The 13,525-nt window shown below is 64.7% G+C and carries 17 protein-coding genes; 3 read left to right on the forward strand and 14 right to left on the reverse strand.

Annotated features, from left to right (window positions below; translation table 11 throughout):
• Positions 1–12 precede the first annotated feature (12 nt).
• Together nifU and TS85_RS14290 are read right to left on the reverse strand one after the other, a co-directional pair.
• Complete coding sequence (nifU, locus tag TS85_RS14285) at positions 13–930, reverse strand: Fe-S cluster assembly protein NifU (protein ID WP_044333049.1); 918 nt, start codon at positions 928–930, stop codon at positions 13–15.
• 13 nt (positions 931–943) lie between these two features.
• Positions 944–1,264: a HesB/IscA family protein gene (locus TS85_RS14290; protein WP_044333050.1), complete on the reverse strand. Its 321-nt coding sequence runs from the start codon at positions 1,262–1,264 to the stop codon at positions 944–946.
• Positions 1,265–1,506: 242 nt separating this feature from the next.
• Between TS85_RS14290 and TS85_RS14295 the strand changes: the two genes are divergently transcribed.
• Positions 1,507–2,115 carry a hypothetical protein gene (locus TS85_RS14295; RefSeq protein WP_044336326.1) on the forward strand — a complete coding sequence of 203 codons (609 nt, stop codon included), beginning with the start codon at positions 1,507–1,509 and terminating at the stop codon, positions 2,113–2,115.
• A gap of 42 nt (positions 2,116–2,157) precedes the next feature.
• Here the strand turns inward: TS85_RS14295 and TS85_RS14300 are convergent, their stop codons facing one another.
• The gene (locus TS85_RS14300; RefSeq protein ID WP_044333051.1) at positions 2,158–2,556 is read right to left on the reverse strand and encodes a Rieske (2Fe-2S) protein; all 399 of its coding nucleotides are present in this window, start codon (positions 2,554–2,556) and stop codon (positions 2,158–2,160) included.
• 117 nt (positions 2,557–2,673) lie between these two features.
• Here TS85_RS14300 and TS85_RS14305 point away from each other — a divergent pair, with 117 nt between their 5' ends.
• A complete protein-coding gene (locus TS85_RS14305) occupies positions 2,674–2,988 on the forward strand; it encodes a hypothetical protein (RefSeq protein ID WP_044336329.1) in 315 nt (104 codons plus the stop codon).
• A gap of 9 nt (positions 2,989–2,997) precedes the next feature.
• On the opposite strand, the gene TS85_RS14310 is transcribed toward TS85_RS14305, so the two are convergent.
• The 11 genes from TS85_RS14310 to nifH form a co-directional block, all read right to left on the reverse strand.
• Entirely contained in the window at positions 2,998–3,399 is a 402-nt protein-coding gene (locus TS85_RS14310; RefSeq protein ID WP_044333052.1) for a group III truncated hemoglobin, read from the reverse strand.
• Positions 3,396–4,034 (reverse strand): nitrogen fixation protein NifQ, encoded by a 639-nt coding sequence (locus TS85_RS14315; RefSeq protein ID WP_052507935.1) that lies wholly within the window; start codon positions 4,032–4,034, stop codon positions 3,396–3,398. The genes TS85_RS14310 and TS85_RS14315 overlap by 4 nt, the downstream gene beginning before the upstream one ends.
• Positions 4,035–4,047: 13 nt before the next feature.
• Positions 4,048–4,335, reverse strand: coding sequence for a ferredoxin III, nif-specific (gene fdxB, locus TS85_RS14320; protein ID WP_077228624.1), 288 nt, complete (start codon positions 4,333–4,335; stop codon positions 4,048–4,050).
• The gene (locus TS85_RS14325) at positions 4,332–4,535 is read right to left on the reverse strand and encodes a CCE_0567 family metalloprotein (protein ID WP_044333055.1); all 204 of its coding nucleotides are present in this window, start codon (positions 4,533–4,535) and stop codon (positions 4,332–4,334) included. Before TS85_RS14325 ends, fdxB begins: the two co-directional genes overlap by 4 nt.
• A gap of 12 nt (positions 4,536–4,547) precedes the next feature.
• Entirely contained in the window at positions 4,548–5,006 is a 459-nt protein-coding gene (locus TS85_RS14330; protein WP_044333056.1) for a NifX-associated nitrogen fixation protein, read from the reverse strand.
• 2 nt (positions 5,007–5,008) lie between these two features.
• Positions 5,009–5,413: a nitrogen fixation protein NifX gene (nifX, locus tag TS85_RS14335; RefSeq protein WP_044333058.1), complete on the reverse strand. Its 405-nt coding sequence runs from the start codon at positions 5,411–5,413 to the stop codon at positions 5,009–5,011.
• Positions 5,410–6,783, reverse strand: a complete 1,374-nt coding sequence (nifN, locus tag TS85_RS14340; RefSeq protein WP_044333060.1) for a nitrogenase iron-molybdenum cofactor biosynthesis protein NifN — start codon at positions 6,781–6,783, stop codon at positions 5,410–5,412. The genes nifX and nifN overlap by 4 nt, the downstream gene beginning before the upstream one ends.
• A 2-nt stretch (positions 6,784–6,785) precedes the next feature.
• The gene (nifE, locus tag TS85_RS14345) at positions 6,786–8,450 is read right to left on the reverse strand and encodes a nitrogenase iron-molybdenum cofactor biosynthesis protein NifE (protein WP_044333061.1); all 1,665 of its coding nucleotides are present in this window, start codon (positions 8,448–8,450) and stop codon (positions 6,786–6,788) included.
• Positions 8,451–8,490: 40 nt separating this feature from the next.
• Positions 8,491–10,050 carry a nitrogenase molybdenum-iron protein subunit beta gene (gene nifK / locus TS85_RS14350; RefSeq protein ID WP_044333062.1) on the reverse strand — a complete coding sequence of 520 codons (1,560 nt, stop codon included), beginning with the start codon at positions 10,048–10,050 and terminating at the stop codon, positions 8,491–8,493.
• 83 nt (positions 10,051–10,133) lie between these two features.
• Positions 10,134–11,636, reverse strand: a complete 1,503-nt coding sequence (nifD, locus tag TS85_RS14355; RefSeq protein ID WP_044333064.1) for a nitrogenase molybdenum-iron protein alpha chain — start codon at positions 11,634–11,636, stop codon at positions 10,134–10,136.
• An 88-nt stretch (positions 11,637–11,724) separates the two neighbouring features.
• The gene (gene nifH / locus TS85_RS14360; protein ID WP_044333065.1) at positions 11,725–12,600 is read right to left on the reverse strand and encodes a nitrogenase iron protein; all 876 of its coding nucleotides are present in this window, start codon (positions 12,598–12,600) and stop codon (positions 11,725–11,727) included.
• A 374-nt stretch (positions 12,601–12,974) separates the two neighbouring features.
• Here nifH and TS85_RS14365 point away from each other — a divergent pair, with 374 nt between their 5' ends.
• Positions 12,975–13,406: a response regulator gene (locus TS85_RS14365; RefSeq protein WP_044333067.1), complete on the forward strand. Its 432-nt coding sequence runs from the start codon at positions 12,975–12,977 to the stop codon at positions 13,404–13,406.
• Positions 13,407–13,525: the final 119 nt, after the last annotated feature.

Consider the following 13,525-nt stretch of genomic DNA (forward strand, 5'->3'; position numbering starts at 1 on the left):
GGCAGCCTCCGCTCAGTTATATTGCGTGACGGGAACGACGATCAGCGGCACGCCCACGGCCTCGACCAGCCGCGCCTGAACGCCCTCGATCGTCGCGGCGGAAAGGTGGCAGCCGACACAGGCGCCGGTGAGCTTGACCATCACCCGATTGCCGTCGACGTCGATCAGCTCGCAATCGCCGCCGTCGCGCTGGAGGCTGGGGCGGATCGCCTGAATCGTCTCCTCGATCAGCTTGATCTTCTGGAGCGTCGTCAGCGGCGCCTTGGGCTTCGCGTCGAGGTTGACGATCTTCTTCTTGTTGGGGCGGACATAGGAAGTGAGGCTGAACGCCGCCTCCGCCGCGAGCACGCCTTCGGCGACCATCTCGCCATTCACCCGCTCCAGCACGCCCTCCAGCGATTCCGCGCAGGTCGAGCAGCCGCCGCCGGCTTTGGTATAATTGGTGATTTCCTCGATCGAGGTCAGGTCGTTGCTGCGGATCGTGCGCTCGATCATGCCTTCGTCGATGCCGAAGCATTTGCAGATCAGCGCGCCTTCCTCATGGTCGTCGACCCAGGTCTCGCCGCGATAATTGGCGACGGCGGCGTGGAGCGCCTCATAGCCCATCACCGAGCAGTGCATCTTTTCCGGCGGCAGCCCGCCCAGGAACTCGGCAATGTCCTGGTTGGTGAGCACCAGCGCCTCGTCGATCGTCTTGCCGATGATCAGCTCGGTCAGCGCCGAGGACGATGCGATCGCCGAGCCGCAGCCAAAGGTCTGGAACTTGGCGTCGGTGATCCTCTGGGTCGGCTCGTCGACCTTGATCATCAGCCGCAGCGCGTCGCCGCACGACAGCGCGCCGACATCGCCGACTCCGCTCGCGTCCTCCATCGTCCCCGAATTCTTCGGGTTGAAGAAATAGTCCTTAACCTTCTCGCTATATTCCCACATGACCCGATCCTTCTCAGCCGAATGATTTGCCGCACGAGCAGCTTTGCTCGGCGTTGGGATTTTCGAAGGTGAAACCGGAGCCTTCGAGCGCGACCACGAAGTCGATCGTCGTACCCGCCAGCAGCGGCTGACTATCGCCATCGATGTAAAGCGACACGTCCTCGACGGTGACGACTTCGTCCCCCGCCAGCGGAGCCTGGACCAGGCCCATCTTGTACTTGTACCCCGCGCACCCGCCGGTCTCGACCTGGATGCGCAACCCGCCGGGCACTTCGCTCGCCTTGGCCATCGCGGTCTTCACTGCGTCGACGGCGCTGCTGGTCAGGCGGATCATCGGTGCCTCCTAGGGTGGAAATCGTCCCGTCCGGAATTCAGCAAGGAGCGTGCCAGTCCGCCAAAGCCGCGGTTTCGGAGAGGGCGGCTCGGCGCGACGGCATTTTGTCGGGCCGATTGTCAGATTCGTCACAATCGCGACGCGCGCCATGTTGCGTTGCACACAAGGCAGCCGCGTTTGTCCGCCAAACGCATTCGGCCCGGTTTCTGCATGGCGGCGCGCGACCCATGAAGGAGACAGAGATGACGACGATCGACCTGGTTCGGCTGGAAGACACTGCGTTCGGCAAGCTCGATGCGGAGGGGCGGCTGCTCAACGCCGTGTTGAAGGAGCCTATGCCCGCGGCAGGCCGGTTCGGCTTTCGCGGCGACATCGCGCTCAAGTTCCAGGAAGCTGTCGCCGATGAGAAGCGCCCGCCCGAATATGCCATCGAACAGGTGCTGGCGGTGGCCGATACCGTCACGGGAACGATCCCGGTGCTGGCGGGGTATCTCCACAGCTTCGCCTATCTGAAGGACGCAGCCGAGGTGCTGGCACCCTATCTGGCGCCGACAGGAACCTATGTGTTCTTCGTCAACAACATCGATTTCCTCAAGAAATACCGCGTGCCGCTGAGCGCCGAGGTTTCGGCGACCGTCCTGCCGCTCGACGAATCGACGGTGTGGAAGGAGACGCTCGAACTCGTGTCGATCGACAAGAACGACGTCAAAAAGCTGAGCGGCGCCGGAAAGCTGCAAAAGGTGATCGACCAGCTCGCCGCATTCAGCGACCGCTACGAAGACCTGACCTATGACGAGGGCGTCGCGCGGATGGAGCCGGTGCGCAACCGCAACGCCAATCGCCCGGTATAACGGGGCGCTGCGAGGCGCCGGGCACCGCGCGGCCCGGCGCCGTCACTCCACCCCGCAGCCGCTGTCATACTCCTCGTCTTCCTCCAGCACGACGCCTGACACACAGATGTCGCCATCGTCGACGACGAGCGCCACCGGCGTCAGCCGCGCGCCGACGCACGGCCCCTCGACGCATTCGCCGGTGCCCAGGTCGAACAGCGCGCCATGCTTGCCGCACAGGATGCGCGTGCCGTTGCCGTCGAGGAACTGGCCGCGCTCCCAGTCGAGATGCACGCCCTCGTGCGGGCACCGGTTCTCATAGCCGACGACATTGCGCCCCCAGCGGATCACGAAGACCAGCCAGGGCCGGACCGCGCCGTCCTCGTGCCGCCGCGCCAGCACGAACCCGCGCGCGCGCATGCTGGGAATGTCGTTCAGTTCGCAGATCGCATATAGCCCCATCGTCACCCCTCCTTGGCTTAGCGAAGCCTTGCAAGAATCGGCGCAGTCTGAAGCGCGGCGGCGGATGGCACAAAGATTGAATGGCAAATGCCGGTTCATTGCCGGATGGATTTGCCGATGCTCACGCTCATCAAGACCGCACAGGACGGACGCAAGCTCGAAGTCGCCGGCCTCGCGATATTGTTCGACGGCAAGCTGGAGGCGTTCGAGCTGCTCGACGTCACCGACCATCCCCGGCGGCTCGAGATCCTGCATGTCGAGCCCGCCGCGACGCACATCGCAGGGCGCGTCGCGCTCACCCGCGACGAAGCCGAGCGCGCACGCGCGGCGCTGGCGGCGGCGGAGGCCGATGTGATCGCCAGCCCCGCCGCGATCGCCGAGCGCTTTCGCCTCGCGACGATCCGGCGCGCGTGCCGCGAGGGCATCGAATAAGCGCCAAGCTCAGCCTGCGGCGCCGGCGCTTCGGTGCCGCGTCGCCGGCAGCGGGAGCATCCCCGCCTTGAACGCCGACGTCATCTGCCGCGCGCGCCGCATCGCGCTGTCGGCGGCGGCCACGGGCAAGGTTTCGTCCACCGCGCGCGTGAACGCCGCCATCCAGCGATCGAAATGCGCAGGCTCGACTTTCAGATGGACGTGCTGCGGATAGGCCGACCCGGCATAGCGGGCGGTGCCGAGCAAGTGCGTCGACCAGAAATTCTCGACGATGCGCAAATGCCCCTCCAGATCGGGGATCGTCGCGCGGAACATCGGGCCGAGCAGGTCATCCTCGAGCGCCAGCGCGTAGAAGCGCGCGACCAGCGCAGTGATATCGGCTTCGGTGGCCTCGCGGTGCTCGGTCGTCATGCTCGGATTTCTCCTGGGAGGGGGAGCGGGCCGGCGCCGATCCGGGCGAGCCGCGACGGGCCGTCCTCGGCGCCGAAACATGCGTCGAACTCGTCGCATTCGCTACACACCGGCGCGACGCACAGCGCATAATCGGTCGCGGCGCACATCATGCGGTAGAAGAACTTCTTCCACTTCATTTCCTGCGCGTTGCGCTCGGCGAGACGCGGATAATGGCGGCGCATCAGCTTGCTCAGCACCCGCCGGCTGCCAAAGCCCAGATCCTGCCAGAGATGGTCGGGCGACAGGCTGCGCCGCGCGATCATATGCGCCAACAGCCGTTCGAACGGGCTGGCATGCGCGCTGTTGACGAACAATATCTCGCGGAGCTGGCGTTCGTCGGCGGCGGGGACCACCGCCGCCGCGGCCAGCCCGCCGAGCATGCCGGCGGCGCCCGGAAACATCAGCAGGAACAGGTCGCGCAACTCGGCGCTGCCCAGCCCACAGGCTTCGGACAGCGTCCGCCCGCTCGCCTCCGCGTCCTGCGCCGCCATCGCCAGGATCGATGCGGCGACGTGCAGGTCGAACAGATCGGTTCCCGCCGCCGTCCCGTGCCAGCACAGATGCGTGTAGAGCCGTTCGGCGGGTATCGTCACGGCGCCCCCGTCATCACGCGCGCGCGTGCGTCTGGCAGTTGGTGGGGCAGACGCGCGCGCAGGCGCCGCAGCCGATGCACGCCGCCTCGTCGTGCATCGCCATGACCTTCTTCTCGATCTCGTCATCCTCGTCATCGTCGAGCGCGACGATCTCACCGTCTTCGTTGAGCCCCTTCAGCGTCATCACGTCGCGCCCGCACACTTTGAAGCAGCGCCCGCAGCCGATGCACAGATCGGGGTTGATCGATACCAGATATTCGGGCGTCCATTCGCGGCCGCCGCGCGTCAGCGCAGCGGTCACGACGCAGCCTCCAGTGCCTTGAGCTCCGCGCGCCGCGCCTCCAGCGCGGCATAGGCGTCGCGCACCCGCTCGGCGACGGCGATCACCCGCTCGACGCCGAGCGGGAGATCTTCCGAAAGATCGTGCAGGTCCATCTTGGCCTGCATCGCCTTGGCCGAAAGCTTCTTCAGATCGGCCTTGATGTCGTCGGAACTGCGCATCGGAAGCCCCTTTCAATAATCCGCGACAGGGCGGAACTGCTCGATCATCGCGACCCCGCCGTCGATCAGCTTGCCGCCCTCGACATTGAGCGCGCCGACGCTGTCGAAGCCAAAGCGGTGGACATCGCGAAGCTGCTTGTTGACCACCACCAGCCGTCCGGCGATCAGCACCATGCGGCCAAATCCCTCATGGCTCATCTTCATCATCGGCGAGACCATGAGGCCCGTCCGGCGCTCGATCGCCAGGCAGATCGCGTTGTAGAACAGCTCCAGCCGCCACAGCACATCGGGATCGGGATCGCCGATGATCGGCAGCGCGCGGCGCGCCTCCTTGTCGAGGATATAGGGCGCGAGCAGCTCGGCGTCGGTCTTGCGGTCCCATGATCCATGCGTGTCCTGCGCGCGGATCTGCTGGACGATCTGGGCCGCGAATCCTTCGATCGGCGGCGCGGCGAGTGCGGTGTCGGTCATGATCAGGCGTCCTCGTCTTCGAAATCGAACTGGCGCGTGGCCCCCTTGGCCATCACCTTGCGCAGCCAGGGCGCCGGGTTGCCCTTCAGCACGTCCTGCAGCTTGACGAGCAGGCTCTCGATCGCCTCGGGCTCGTTGACCTTCATCGGATGGATGTTCTGCGCGACGACCCGCGCCGCGCCCGATCCGCCGATCGCGGCGACATAGAGGATCGCGCAATCCCTGATCGCGTCGAGCTTGGGCGCGAGCTTGTCCTCGTCGCCATCCTCCTTCAAATCGCCTTCGAACGCGACGACCTGGTCGAGCGCGAAGCCCTCGGGCTCGAGGTCATAGATGGCGATATTCTTGGCCCAGCCGAAATGCGCGTCGACGCGCTTCAGGTCCTGCGTGGCGAACGCGACTTTCATTGGACTAGCTCCTTGGGTTCGGGGGCAGACAGGATCGAGGGATGTTCGCGCCAGTCCTCGGGGCCGGGCGCGTGGCCCTGCGCCATCAGCACATTGCCGATCGCGAAGATCAGGTCGCGCGTGCCGCGATAGCCGACGCTGACCAGATGCCCCGCGCCCAGCATGTCGAACAGCGGCAGCCCCATGCGGAACAGCGGCACGCCCAGCCGCGCCGCCGCCTGACGGCCATGGCTGTGCGTGATGAGCAGGTCGGCATCGCCCGCACGGGCCTCGAGGTCCTCGAGGTCGCCGATCAGCACTTCGGATGCGGGCAGGCGCTCGAGCACCGGCGACTGGGTAGTCGTGACCGCGGCGACGATCTCCGCGCCCATTTCGTGCAGCATCGATCCGATCGCGAACAGCAGATCGGGCTCGGCCCCGATCGCGATCCGCCGCCCGCCGATGTGGAAATGCCCGTCGAGCATCGCGTCGACGAGCTGGCCGCGCTGGCGGCGATATTTGGCCGGCACCGCGCGCCCGCTGATCTCGCTCAGGAACCCCACCAGTGCGTCGTTGGCGGCAAGCCCGGTCAGCCGGTCGAACAGGCGAAACGGCACCCCTGCCCGGGCCTCCAGCGCCACCGCGGCGGGCCGCATCTGTTCGCCGATCGCGATCGTCCAGCCTGCCAGCCCCATTGCGCGCGCCGCGTCGCATCCGGTGCCGCCGATCGTGGTGGGGGTGAAATCGTCGGGGATATGCCCGTCGAGCGATCCCGACAGATCGGGCAGGAAGGTGGCCGACAGCCCGAACGCCTCGAACAGATCGCGCAGTTCGTCGATGTCGCCCGGCGTCAAATGGCACCCCGCAAGCACGTTGATCCGGCGAGGATCGGGCACGACATTGGCGGCGCGCGGCTCGACCAGCGCCTCGACCAGCGCGGTCACGGCCTTTGCCCAGCCGTCCTGGAACGCATCCTTGAAATCGGGGGTGGAGACATAGACCAGCGCGATGTCGGCCAGCTCGGGATGCTTCTCGCGGATCAGCGCGATATAGCCCTGGACGTCGTCGCCCTTGGTCTCGGTCACCCCGGTCGAGCAGATGCCGATGATCTCGGGCTTGGTCCGCTTGGCGATGTTGAGCACCGCCTGTTCGACATTGTCATAGCCGCCCAGCACCGTCGCGACTTCGGACATGGCGGTGGTCTGGAGCGGGATCGCCTCGCGGAAATGGCGGACGAACAGGACGAGCCCGAAGCTGGTGCAGCCCTGGCTGCCATGGAGCAACGGCATCGCGCCGCGCATGCCCATGAAGGCGAGCGCACCGCCGATCGGCTGGCTCATCTTGAGCGGGTTGACGGTGCAGGCCTTGGCCGCCTTGACGAGCTGCGCCATGGCTATGCCGCCGCCTGCATCGCGCGCCGCAGGGGCCCGGCGTCGGCGAGGATTTCGTCGACCAGCACGCCGCAGCTACCGCATTTGGTCGCGGCGCCCGTCGCGCCCGACACTGCGGCGCGGGTGGCGCATCCCGTCGCCACGGCATCCTCGATCGCGCCGGTGGCGACCCCCATGCATTTGCACAAGGTCGCCGTCCGCCGTGCCGCCTCGGCTTGCTCGGGCGTCTCAGGCTCGACAGTCTCCTCCGGCTCGGCCATCGCCAGCGCCTGCCAGTCGACACCCGCCTCGGCCCAGGGGGCGGGGCGGCGGACTTCGTCCCAGATCGGATTGAACAACGTCCGCGCGATCTCGCGGACCAGCGCGACCATGCCGTGATAGCCGGCATAGGCGTAATGCCGCTCCTGGTTGATATCGAGCCACGGCATCCCGGCCTTCAGCGCGATGAACTGCGAGCGCCCGCCCGACAGCATGATGTCGGCCTCCGCGGTCTTGAGCATCCGGTACATTTCGCGCGGAGTCAGGTCGTCGAACATATGCGCGTCGGCGCCCATCAGTTCCTTGATCTTGTCCTTGTCTTCCTTGGTCGATTTCTTGATCGAGGTGCCGACGATCTCCATCCCCGCTTCCTGGAGCGCGGCGACCACCGACCAGCTTTTGACGCCGCCGGTGACGAGCAGCACCTTCTTGCCCGCCAGACGCGCGGCATAAGGCGCGATCCGATCCCAGGCGCGCGCTTCCTCGCGCGCGATCACCGCCTCGGTGCGGTCCATCAGTTCGGGGTCGGCGCCCTTTTCGATCAGCAGCCGCGCGATTTCGCGCAGGCTGTCCGACATGTCGCCGATGCCGTAGAAACTGCCTTCGAAGAACGGGATATCGTACCGCTCCTCCATCTTGCGCGCGACGTTGATCATCGCTTTCGAGCAGACCATCATCGCCGCCTTCGCCCGGTGCGACCAGGCGACTTCCTCGTACCGGGCATCGCCCGAAATGCAGGACAGGATGCGGATGCCCAGCTCGTCGAGCAGCGGCTTCACCTGCCACAGTTCGCCGGCGAGATTATATTCGCCGATGATGTTGATGTCATAGGGGGTGGTGTATTCGGGCTCGCGCGTCCCGATGACGTGGGCCAGCAGCGCCTCGCCCGCCAGCTTGTTGCCGAGATTCTTCGGCCCCACAAAGCCGGGCGAATTGATCGGAACCACCGGCGTGCCGAACTTCTCCGCCGCCGCCTTGCACACCGCGTCGATATCGTCGCCGATCATCGCGGGCACGCAGGTCTGGTACACGAACACGGCCGGCGGCGCATATTTCGCCACGATCTCCCTGATCGCCTTGAACAGATGCTTCTCGCCGCCGAACACGATGTCGGTCTCGTTGATGTCGGTGGTGAAGCCGGTCCGATAGAGTTGGGGGCCGGACGAGGCGGCGCCGCGATTGTCCCAGCTATTGCCTTCGCACGCGATCGGCCCGTGGACGAGATGGGCGACGTCGGTGATCGGTTGGAGCGCGATCTTCGCGCCGTCAAACGCACATCCGCCCGCCGCCCCGCCCGGCTGGAGCTGCTTGGTGCAGCCCTTCTTCCTCTCCTTATCGGACTTGTTCTGGTTCTTGCCGCAACCGGGTTCGTTGAAGACGTCCTGGACGGTCTGACTGAGAGAACTCATCGCCTGTCTCCTGCGCGAACCCGGTTGCGGTGTCCCGGCATCAGCGGATGATGTCGAAGCTATAGTCGGTCTTGGCCGGCACGTTGGTCGTGGCGTCCATATGTTCGAAGATGCGGTCGAGGATCGTGACGAGCACGTTGAGCCCGCCCTGATAGCCCCACACCGGATAGCGATGCTTGTGATGGCGATCGAAGATCGGGAAGCCGATGCGGATCAGCGGCGTGCCGGTGTCGCGCTCCAGATATTTGCCATAGGTATTGCCGATCAGGAAATCGACGGGGCTGGTGAACAGCAGCGACCGCATGTGCCACAGGTCCTTGCCGGGATAAGCCTGGCAGCCCGCACCGAACGGGGAACTGTCGAACAGTTCCTGCATCTTCTTCGCCCAGGCCTTGCTGCCGTTGGTGGCAAGGACATGGACCGGCTCGGCGCCCAGTTCGAGCAGGAAGGCGGACAGGCCGTAGCAAAGATCGGGATCGCCATAGATCGCGAACTTCTTGCCATGGATGTGCGCGTTGCTGTCGGCGATGGCATCGACCAGCCGCCCGCGCTCGCGCGCCAGTTCCTCGGGGATTTCGACTCCGGCGATCCGGGCGATCTCCATCAGGAAACGGTCGGTGCCGGCGACGCCGATCGGGTGGTTGAGCGCAACGGTTTCCTGGCCGTGCGCGGCGATCATCGGCAGCGTCTTCTCGGTGCAATATTCCTGCATCGAGATCGTCGCCTTGGCATGGACGGCATTGGCCGCATCCTCCAGCGTGGTGCCGCCGTCATACATGCGGAACTCGCCGTCGGTCGGCGTGTCCCACACGTCGCTGGTGTCGCCCAGGATCGTGTAGTCGACCTTCATCACGTCGAAGATGCGCTTCACTTCGCGCAGATTGCCGACAGTGTAGCCGTCGAACCCGCCGAGGAAGTTGATCTTGTTGTCGGGCACGCGCACCAGCTTGTCGACGGTACCGGCCTTGCCGTCCCAGAAATGCTCCAGCACGCCCTTCATCGCATTGTCATAGCCGGTGATATGGCTGCCGACGAAGGCGGGGGTGTGCGCGAAGGGCACGTCGAATTCCTCGGGGACGCTGCCCTTTTCCTTCGCGGTCTTGATGAAGGCGTTGAGGTCGTCGCCGATCACTTCGGCCATGCACGTGGTCGAGACCGCTATCATCTTCGGCTTGTACATGCTCAGCGTGTTCGCCAGCCCATCAACCATGTTGTTGAGCCCGCCGAACACCGCCGCGTCCTCGGTCATCGACGAGGAGACGCAGCTTGTCGGCTCCTTGAAGTGGCGCGAGAAGTGCGAGCGGTAATAGGCGACGCAGCCCTGCGATCCGTGGACGAACGGGATCGTCCCTTCGAAGCCGACCGCGACGAACACCGCGCCCAGCGGCTGGCACGCCTTGGCCGGATTGACGGTGAGCGCATCGCGCTTGAAATTCAGCTCCTTATATTCCTCGGTCTTGGTCCATTCGCGCACCCGCGCGACTTCGGCCGCATCCACCGGGTTTTCGAACTGCTCCTTCTTGCGCGCGAGCATTTCCTGATATTCCGGGCCGCGAAACAGCTCGAAATGGTCGATGACGTTATTTGCATCCTGTGGCATGCGAGCCTCCTGCGATGTTCGAATGGGGTTCCGGCGCCGCCCGCGCGGGGCAAAAGGAACGCGGTGGCGGCGCCGGATCTCGGCTATTCCGCCGCCAGCGCCAGCGGCTCTTCGGGGCGCTGCTTCCATGGCGTCGGCGTCATTTTCCAGATCGGCGCGTTGATCGCCATGTCCATGTCGCGCGCGAAGATCGCGAAGCCGTCATAGCCATGATAGGGGCCCGAATAGTCCCAGCTGTGCATCTGGCGGAACGGTACGCCCATCTTCTGGAAGACGTACTTTTCCTTGATGCCGGAGCCGACCAGGTCGGGCTGGACCTTCTCGACGAACTTCTCGAACTCATAGCCCGTGACGTCGTCGTAGATCAGCGTGCCGTCCTTGATATAATGCTGGGCGGTGCGCTGGTAATCGTCGTTATGGCCGAATTCATAGCCGGTCCCGACGACTTCCATGCCTAGGTCCTCATAGGCGCCGATGACGTGCCGGGGACGCAGCCCGCCGACATAGAGCATCACCGTCTTGCCCTGGAGGCGGGGGCGGTAGCGATCGATCACCGCCTGCATCAGCGGCTGGTATTTGGCGATGACGCGCTCGGCGCCTTCCTTGATCTTGTCGTCGAAATAGCTGGCGATCTTGCGCAGCGATTCGGCGATCTTGGTCGGGCCGAAGAAGTTGTACTCGACCCAGGGCACGCCGTATTTCTCTTCCATGTGCCGCGAGATATAGTTCATCGAGCGATAGCAATGGAGGACATTGAGCTTCGCGCGCGGCGTCGCCTCCAGCTCGGCGATCGAGCCGTCGCCCGACCATTGCGCGATCACCCGCAGCCCCATTTCCTCGAGCAGGATGCGCGAGGACCAGGCGTCGCCGCCGATATTGTAATCGCCGATGATCGCGACGTCATAGGGCGTCAGTTCGATCGCCGGCGGGGCATCGCCCATCTTGTCGAACACGAAATCGCGCACGGCATCGTTGGCGATATGGTGGCCGAGCGACTGGGATACGCCGCGAAAGCCCTCGCACCGCACCGGCACGATGGTCTTGCCGTCATATTCCTTGCTCTTGGCCTTGCTCACCGCTTCGATGTCGTCGCCGATCAGGCCGATCGGGCATTCGGACTGGACGGTGATGCCCTTGTTGAGCGGGAACAGTTCCTCGATTTCGTCCATGATCTTGGCGAGCTTCTTGTCGCCGCCGAAGACGATGTCCTTTTCCTGGAAATCGGACGTGAACTGCATCGTCACGAAGGTGTCGATGCCCGTCGTACCGATATAATAATTGCGCCGCGCGGCCCAGCTATACTGGCCGCAGCCGACCGGGCCGTGCGAGATGTGGATCATGTCCTTGATCGGACCCCACACCACCCCCTTGGACCCCGCATAGGCGCAACCGCGAATGGTCATCACACCGGGGATCGACTTGATATTCGACTTGACGCCGCAATCGCTCTTGCCGTCCTCATGGACGTTGAGGTGCTTGGCGCGCCGCTTGGCGGTCTTTTCCGGATAGACTTCCAGGACTTCCTGGATCAGCTTCCGGTTCCGTTCCTTGATCTCGGCGATGTCCGTTACCGTTGAAACGCTCATCGTGCTCACTCCTGCTTGATCCAGTAGTCGAAAGTCCCGGGCCCGTGCGCAGCAAGGGATGGGCGCAAGGGCCCGGAACCCCGTTCGCTCAGAGCATCGCGGCGGTCAGGCCGACCTGGCTCTCGTCGACGGCCTTCATGATGCCGTGCTCCATGAGCATGTCCTCGAGCTCGTCCATCGTGATCGGGGTCGGGATGATGCCCTGGCCCGAATTGTTATGGATCTTCGACGCGAGCGTCCGATATTCCTCGGCCTGCTTGCTCTCCGGCGCATATTCGATGACCGTCATGCGGCGCAGCTCGGCGTGCTGGACGATGTTGTCGCGCGGCACGAAGTGGATCAGCTTGGTCCCCAGCTTCGCAGCCAGCGATTCCGCCAGTTCCAGCTCCTTGTCGGTCTGGCGCTCGTTGCAGACCAGCCCGCCCAGGCGCACGCCGCCGGACATCGCGTATTTCAGAATGCCCTTCGAGATGTTGTTGGCGGCGTACATCGCCATCATCTCGCCCGACATGACGATGTAGATTTCCTGCGCCTTGTTCTCGCGAATGGGCATCGCGAACCCGCCGCACACCACGTCGCCGAGCACGTCGTACGAGACATAGTCGATGTCGTCATAAGCGCCGTTTTCCTCGAGGAAATTGATCGAGGTGATCACGCCGCGGCCGGCGCAGCCGACGCCCGGCTCGGGACCGCCCGATTCGACGCAGCGAATGTCCTTATACCCGACCTTCATCACGTCCTCGAGCTCGAGGTCCTCGACCGAACCGGCCTCGGCAGCGAGCGACAGGATCGTGTCCTGGCATTTGGCGTGCAGCATCAGGCGGGTGGAATCCGCCTTGGGGTCGCAGCCGACGATGAGGATGCGCTGGCCCAGGTCGGCGAGCGCGGCGAGGGTGTTCTGGGAGGTGGTGGACTTGCCGATACCCCCCTTTCCATAGAAGGCAATTTGGCGAAGTTTCGACATTTCATGCTCCTAATTGATCCGCGATTGACCGGGCTGGGGCTGACAAGCTTGACCGGCACTCTCCCGTCGCGTCGTTTCCCCTCGGCGGCGGCTGGCATTCGCAAGCGATCGACGATCGACCGATCCGGGTGCCGCGACAGACTTTGCAACCTGCGTGCCAAACTGGATCGTGTAGCAATTTCAGTGGGTTGATGATTTTTGTCGGGTGCCGCACCTGCGCCACGGCCATGTGACGAAAACGACAATCAGACCTTCGGTGTCGCAAAGCACACATGCATCACCGGCCCGCCACGGCGCGAGCACCGCCAAAACCCGCCCCTTCCGATTGGAACGAAATTTGCTTCGCGTGCTGCGCCATTGGAAGGAGAAGCATCATGCAGATTGGCGTCGAAACGTCGAAGGCCGTCGACCAGCGCCGCGTGTTCGTAGTCGACGAGGACGAGATCACCCGCGCCGCGCTCCAGTTCATGCTCCATGACGAGATCGAGACGCACGAACTCGCCAGCCTCGACGAAGCCTATGCCAAGGGCACCGACTGGCTGACCCCCGACGTGCTGTTGCTGGGCGTGTCGATCCTGAAGACGCGGGGGCCCGCCGTGATCGACGAGATCGTCGCGCGCTATCCGGCGATCCGGGTGCTGATCGTGACGGGCAAGGAGGATGAGGAGGTTGCGATCGCCGGGCTGAAGGCCGGGGCGCACGGCGCGCTCGTCAAGCCGCTCCGGCTCGAGACGGTGCGCAAGAAGATCGACACGATCCTGGGCCGCGACGGTGGCGCGGCGCTCGTGCAGCTCGGCGGACTTTGACGGCACAAGGGAGACGGCATCATGAAGATCAGCGCACGCAACCAGATCAGCGGCACGATCGCCAGCGTGACGAAGGGCGCAGGCAGTGTCAGGAATTTCGTGTGCGGGCGGGCATAGTG

The sequence above is a fragment of the Sphingomonas hengshuiensis genome (genome assembly GCF_000935025.1).
In the GTDB taxonomy this organism is placed as follows: Bacteria; Pseudomonadota; Alphaproteobacteria; order Sphingomonadales; family Sphingomonadaceae; genus Sphingomonas; species Sphingomonas hengshuiensis.

What these genes read in the sequence shown, in the direction of transcription:
- nifU (WP_044333049.1), bottom strand. Translation starts at nt 930, where the DNA reads ATGTGGGAATATAGCGAGAAGGTTAAGGACTATTTCTTCAACCCGAAG.
- TS85_RS14290 (WP_044333050.1), bottom strand. Translation starts at nt 1,264, where the DNA reads ATGATCCGCCTGACCAGCAGCGCCGTCGACGCAGTGAAGACCGCGATG.
- TS85_RS14295 (WP_044336326.1), top strand. Translation starts at nt 1,507, where the DNA reads ATGACGACGATCGACCTGGTTCGGCTGGAAGACACTGCGTTCGGCAAG.
- TS85_RS14300 (WP_044333051.1), bottom strand. Translation starts at nt 2,556, where the DNA reads ATGGGGCTATATGCGATCTGCGAACTGAACGACATTCCCAGCATGCGC.
- TS85_RS14305 (WP_044336329.1), top strand. Translation starts at nt 2,674, where the DNA reads ATGCTCACGCTCATCAAGACCGCACAGGACGGACGCAAGCTCGAAGTC.
- TS85_RS14310 (WP_044333052.1), bottom strand. Translation starts at nt 3,399, where the DNA reads ATGACGACCGAGCACCGCGAGGCCACCGAAGCCGATATCACTGCGCTG.
- TS85_RS14325 (WP_044333055.1), bottom strand. Translation starts at nt 4,535, where the DNA reads ATGCGCAGTTCCGACGACATCAAGGCCGATCTGAAGAAGCTTTCGGCC.
- TS85_RS14330 (WP_044333056.1), bottom strand. Translation starts at nt 5,006, where the DNA reads ATGACCGACACCGCACTCGCCGCGCCGCCGATCGAAGGATTCGCGGCC.
- nifX (WP_044333058.1), bottom strand. Translation starts at nt 5,413, where the DNA reads ATGAAAGTCGCGTTCGCCACGCAGGACCTGAAGCGCGTCGACGCGCAT.
- nifN (WP_044333060.1), bottom strand. Translation starts at nt 6,783, where the DNA reads ATGGCGCAGCTCGTCAAGGCGGCCAAGGCCTGCACCGTCAACCCGCTC.
- nifE (WP_044333061.1), bottom strand. Translation starts at nt 8,450, where the DNA reads ATGAGTTCTCTCAGTCAGACCGTCCAGGACGTCTTCAACGAACCCGGT.
- nifK (WP_044333062.1), bottom strand. Translation starts at nt 10,050, where the DNA reads ATGCCACAGGATGCAAATAACGTCATCGACCATTTCGAGCTGTTTCGC.
- nifD (WP_044333064.1), bottom strand. Translation starts at nt 11,636, where the DNA reads ATGAGCGTTTCAACGGTAACGGACATCGCCGAGATCAAGGAACGGAAC.
- nifH (WP_044333065.1), bottom strand. Translation starts at nt 12,600, where the DNA reads ATGTCGAAACTTCGCCAAATTGCCTTCTATGGAAAGGGGGGTATCGGC.
- TS85_RS14365 (WP_044333067.1), top strand. Translation starts at nt 12,975, where the DNA reads ATGCAGATTGGCGTCGAAACGTCGAAGGCCGTCGACCAGCGCCGCGTG.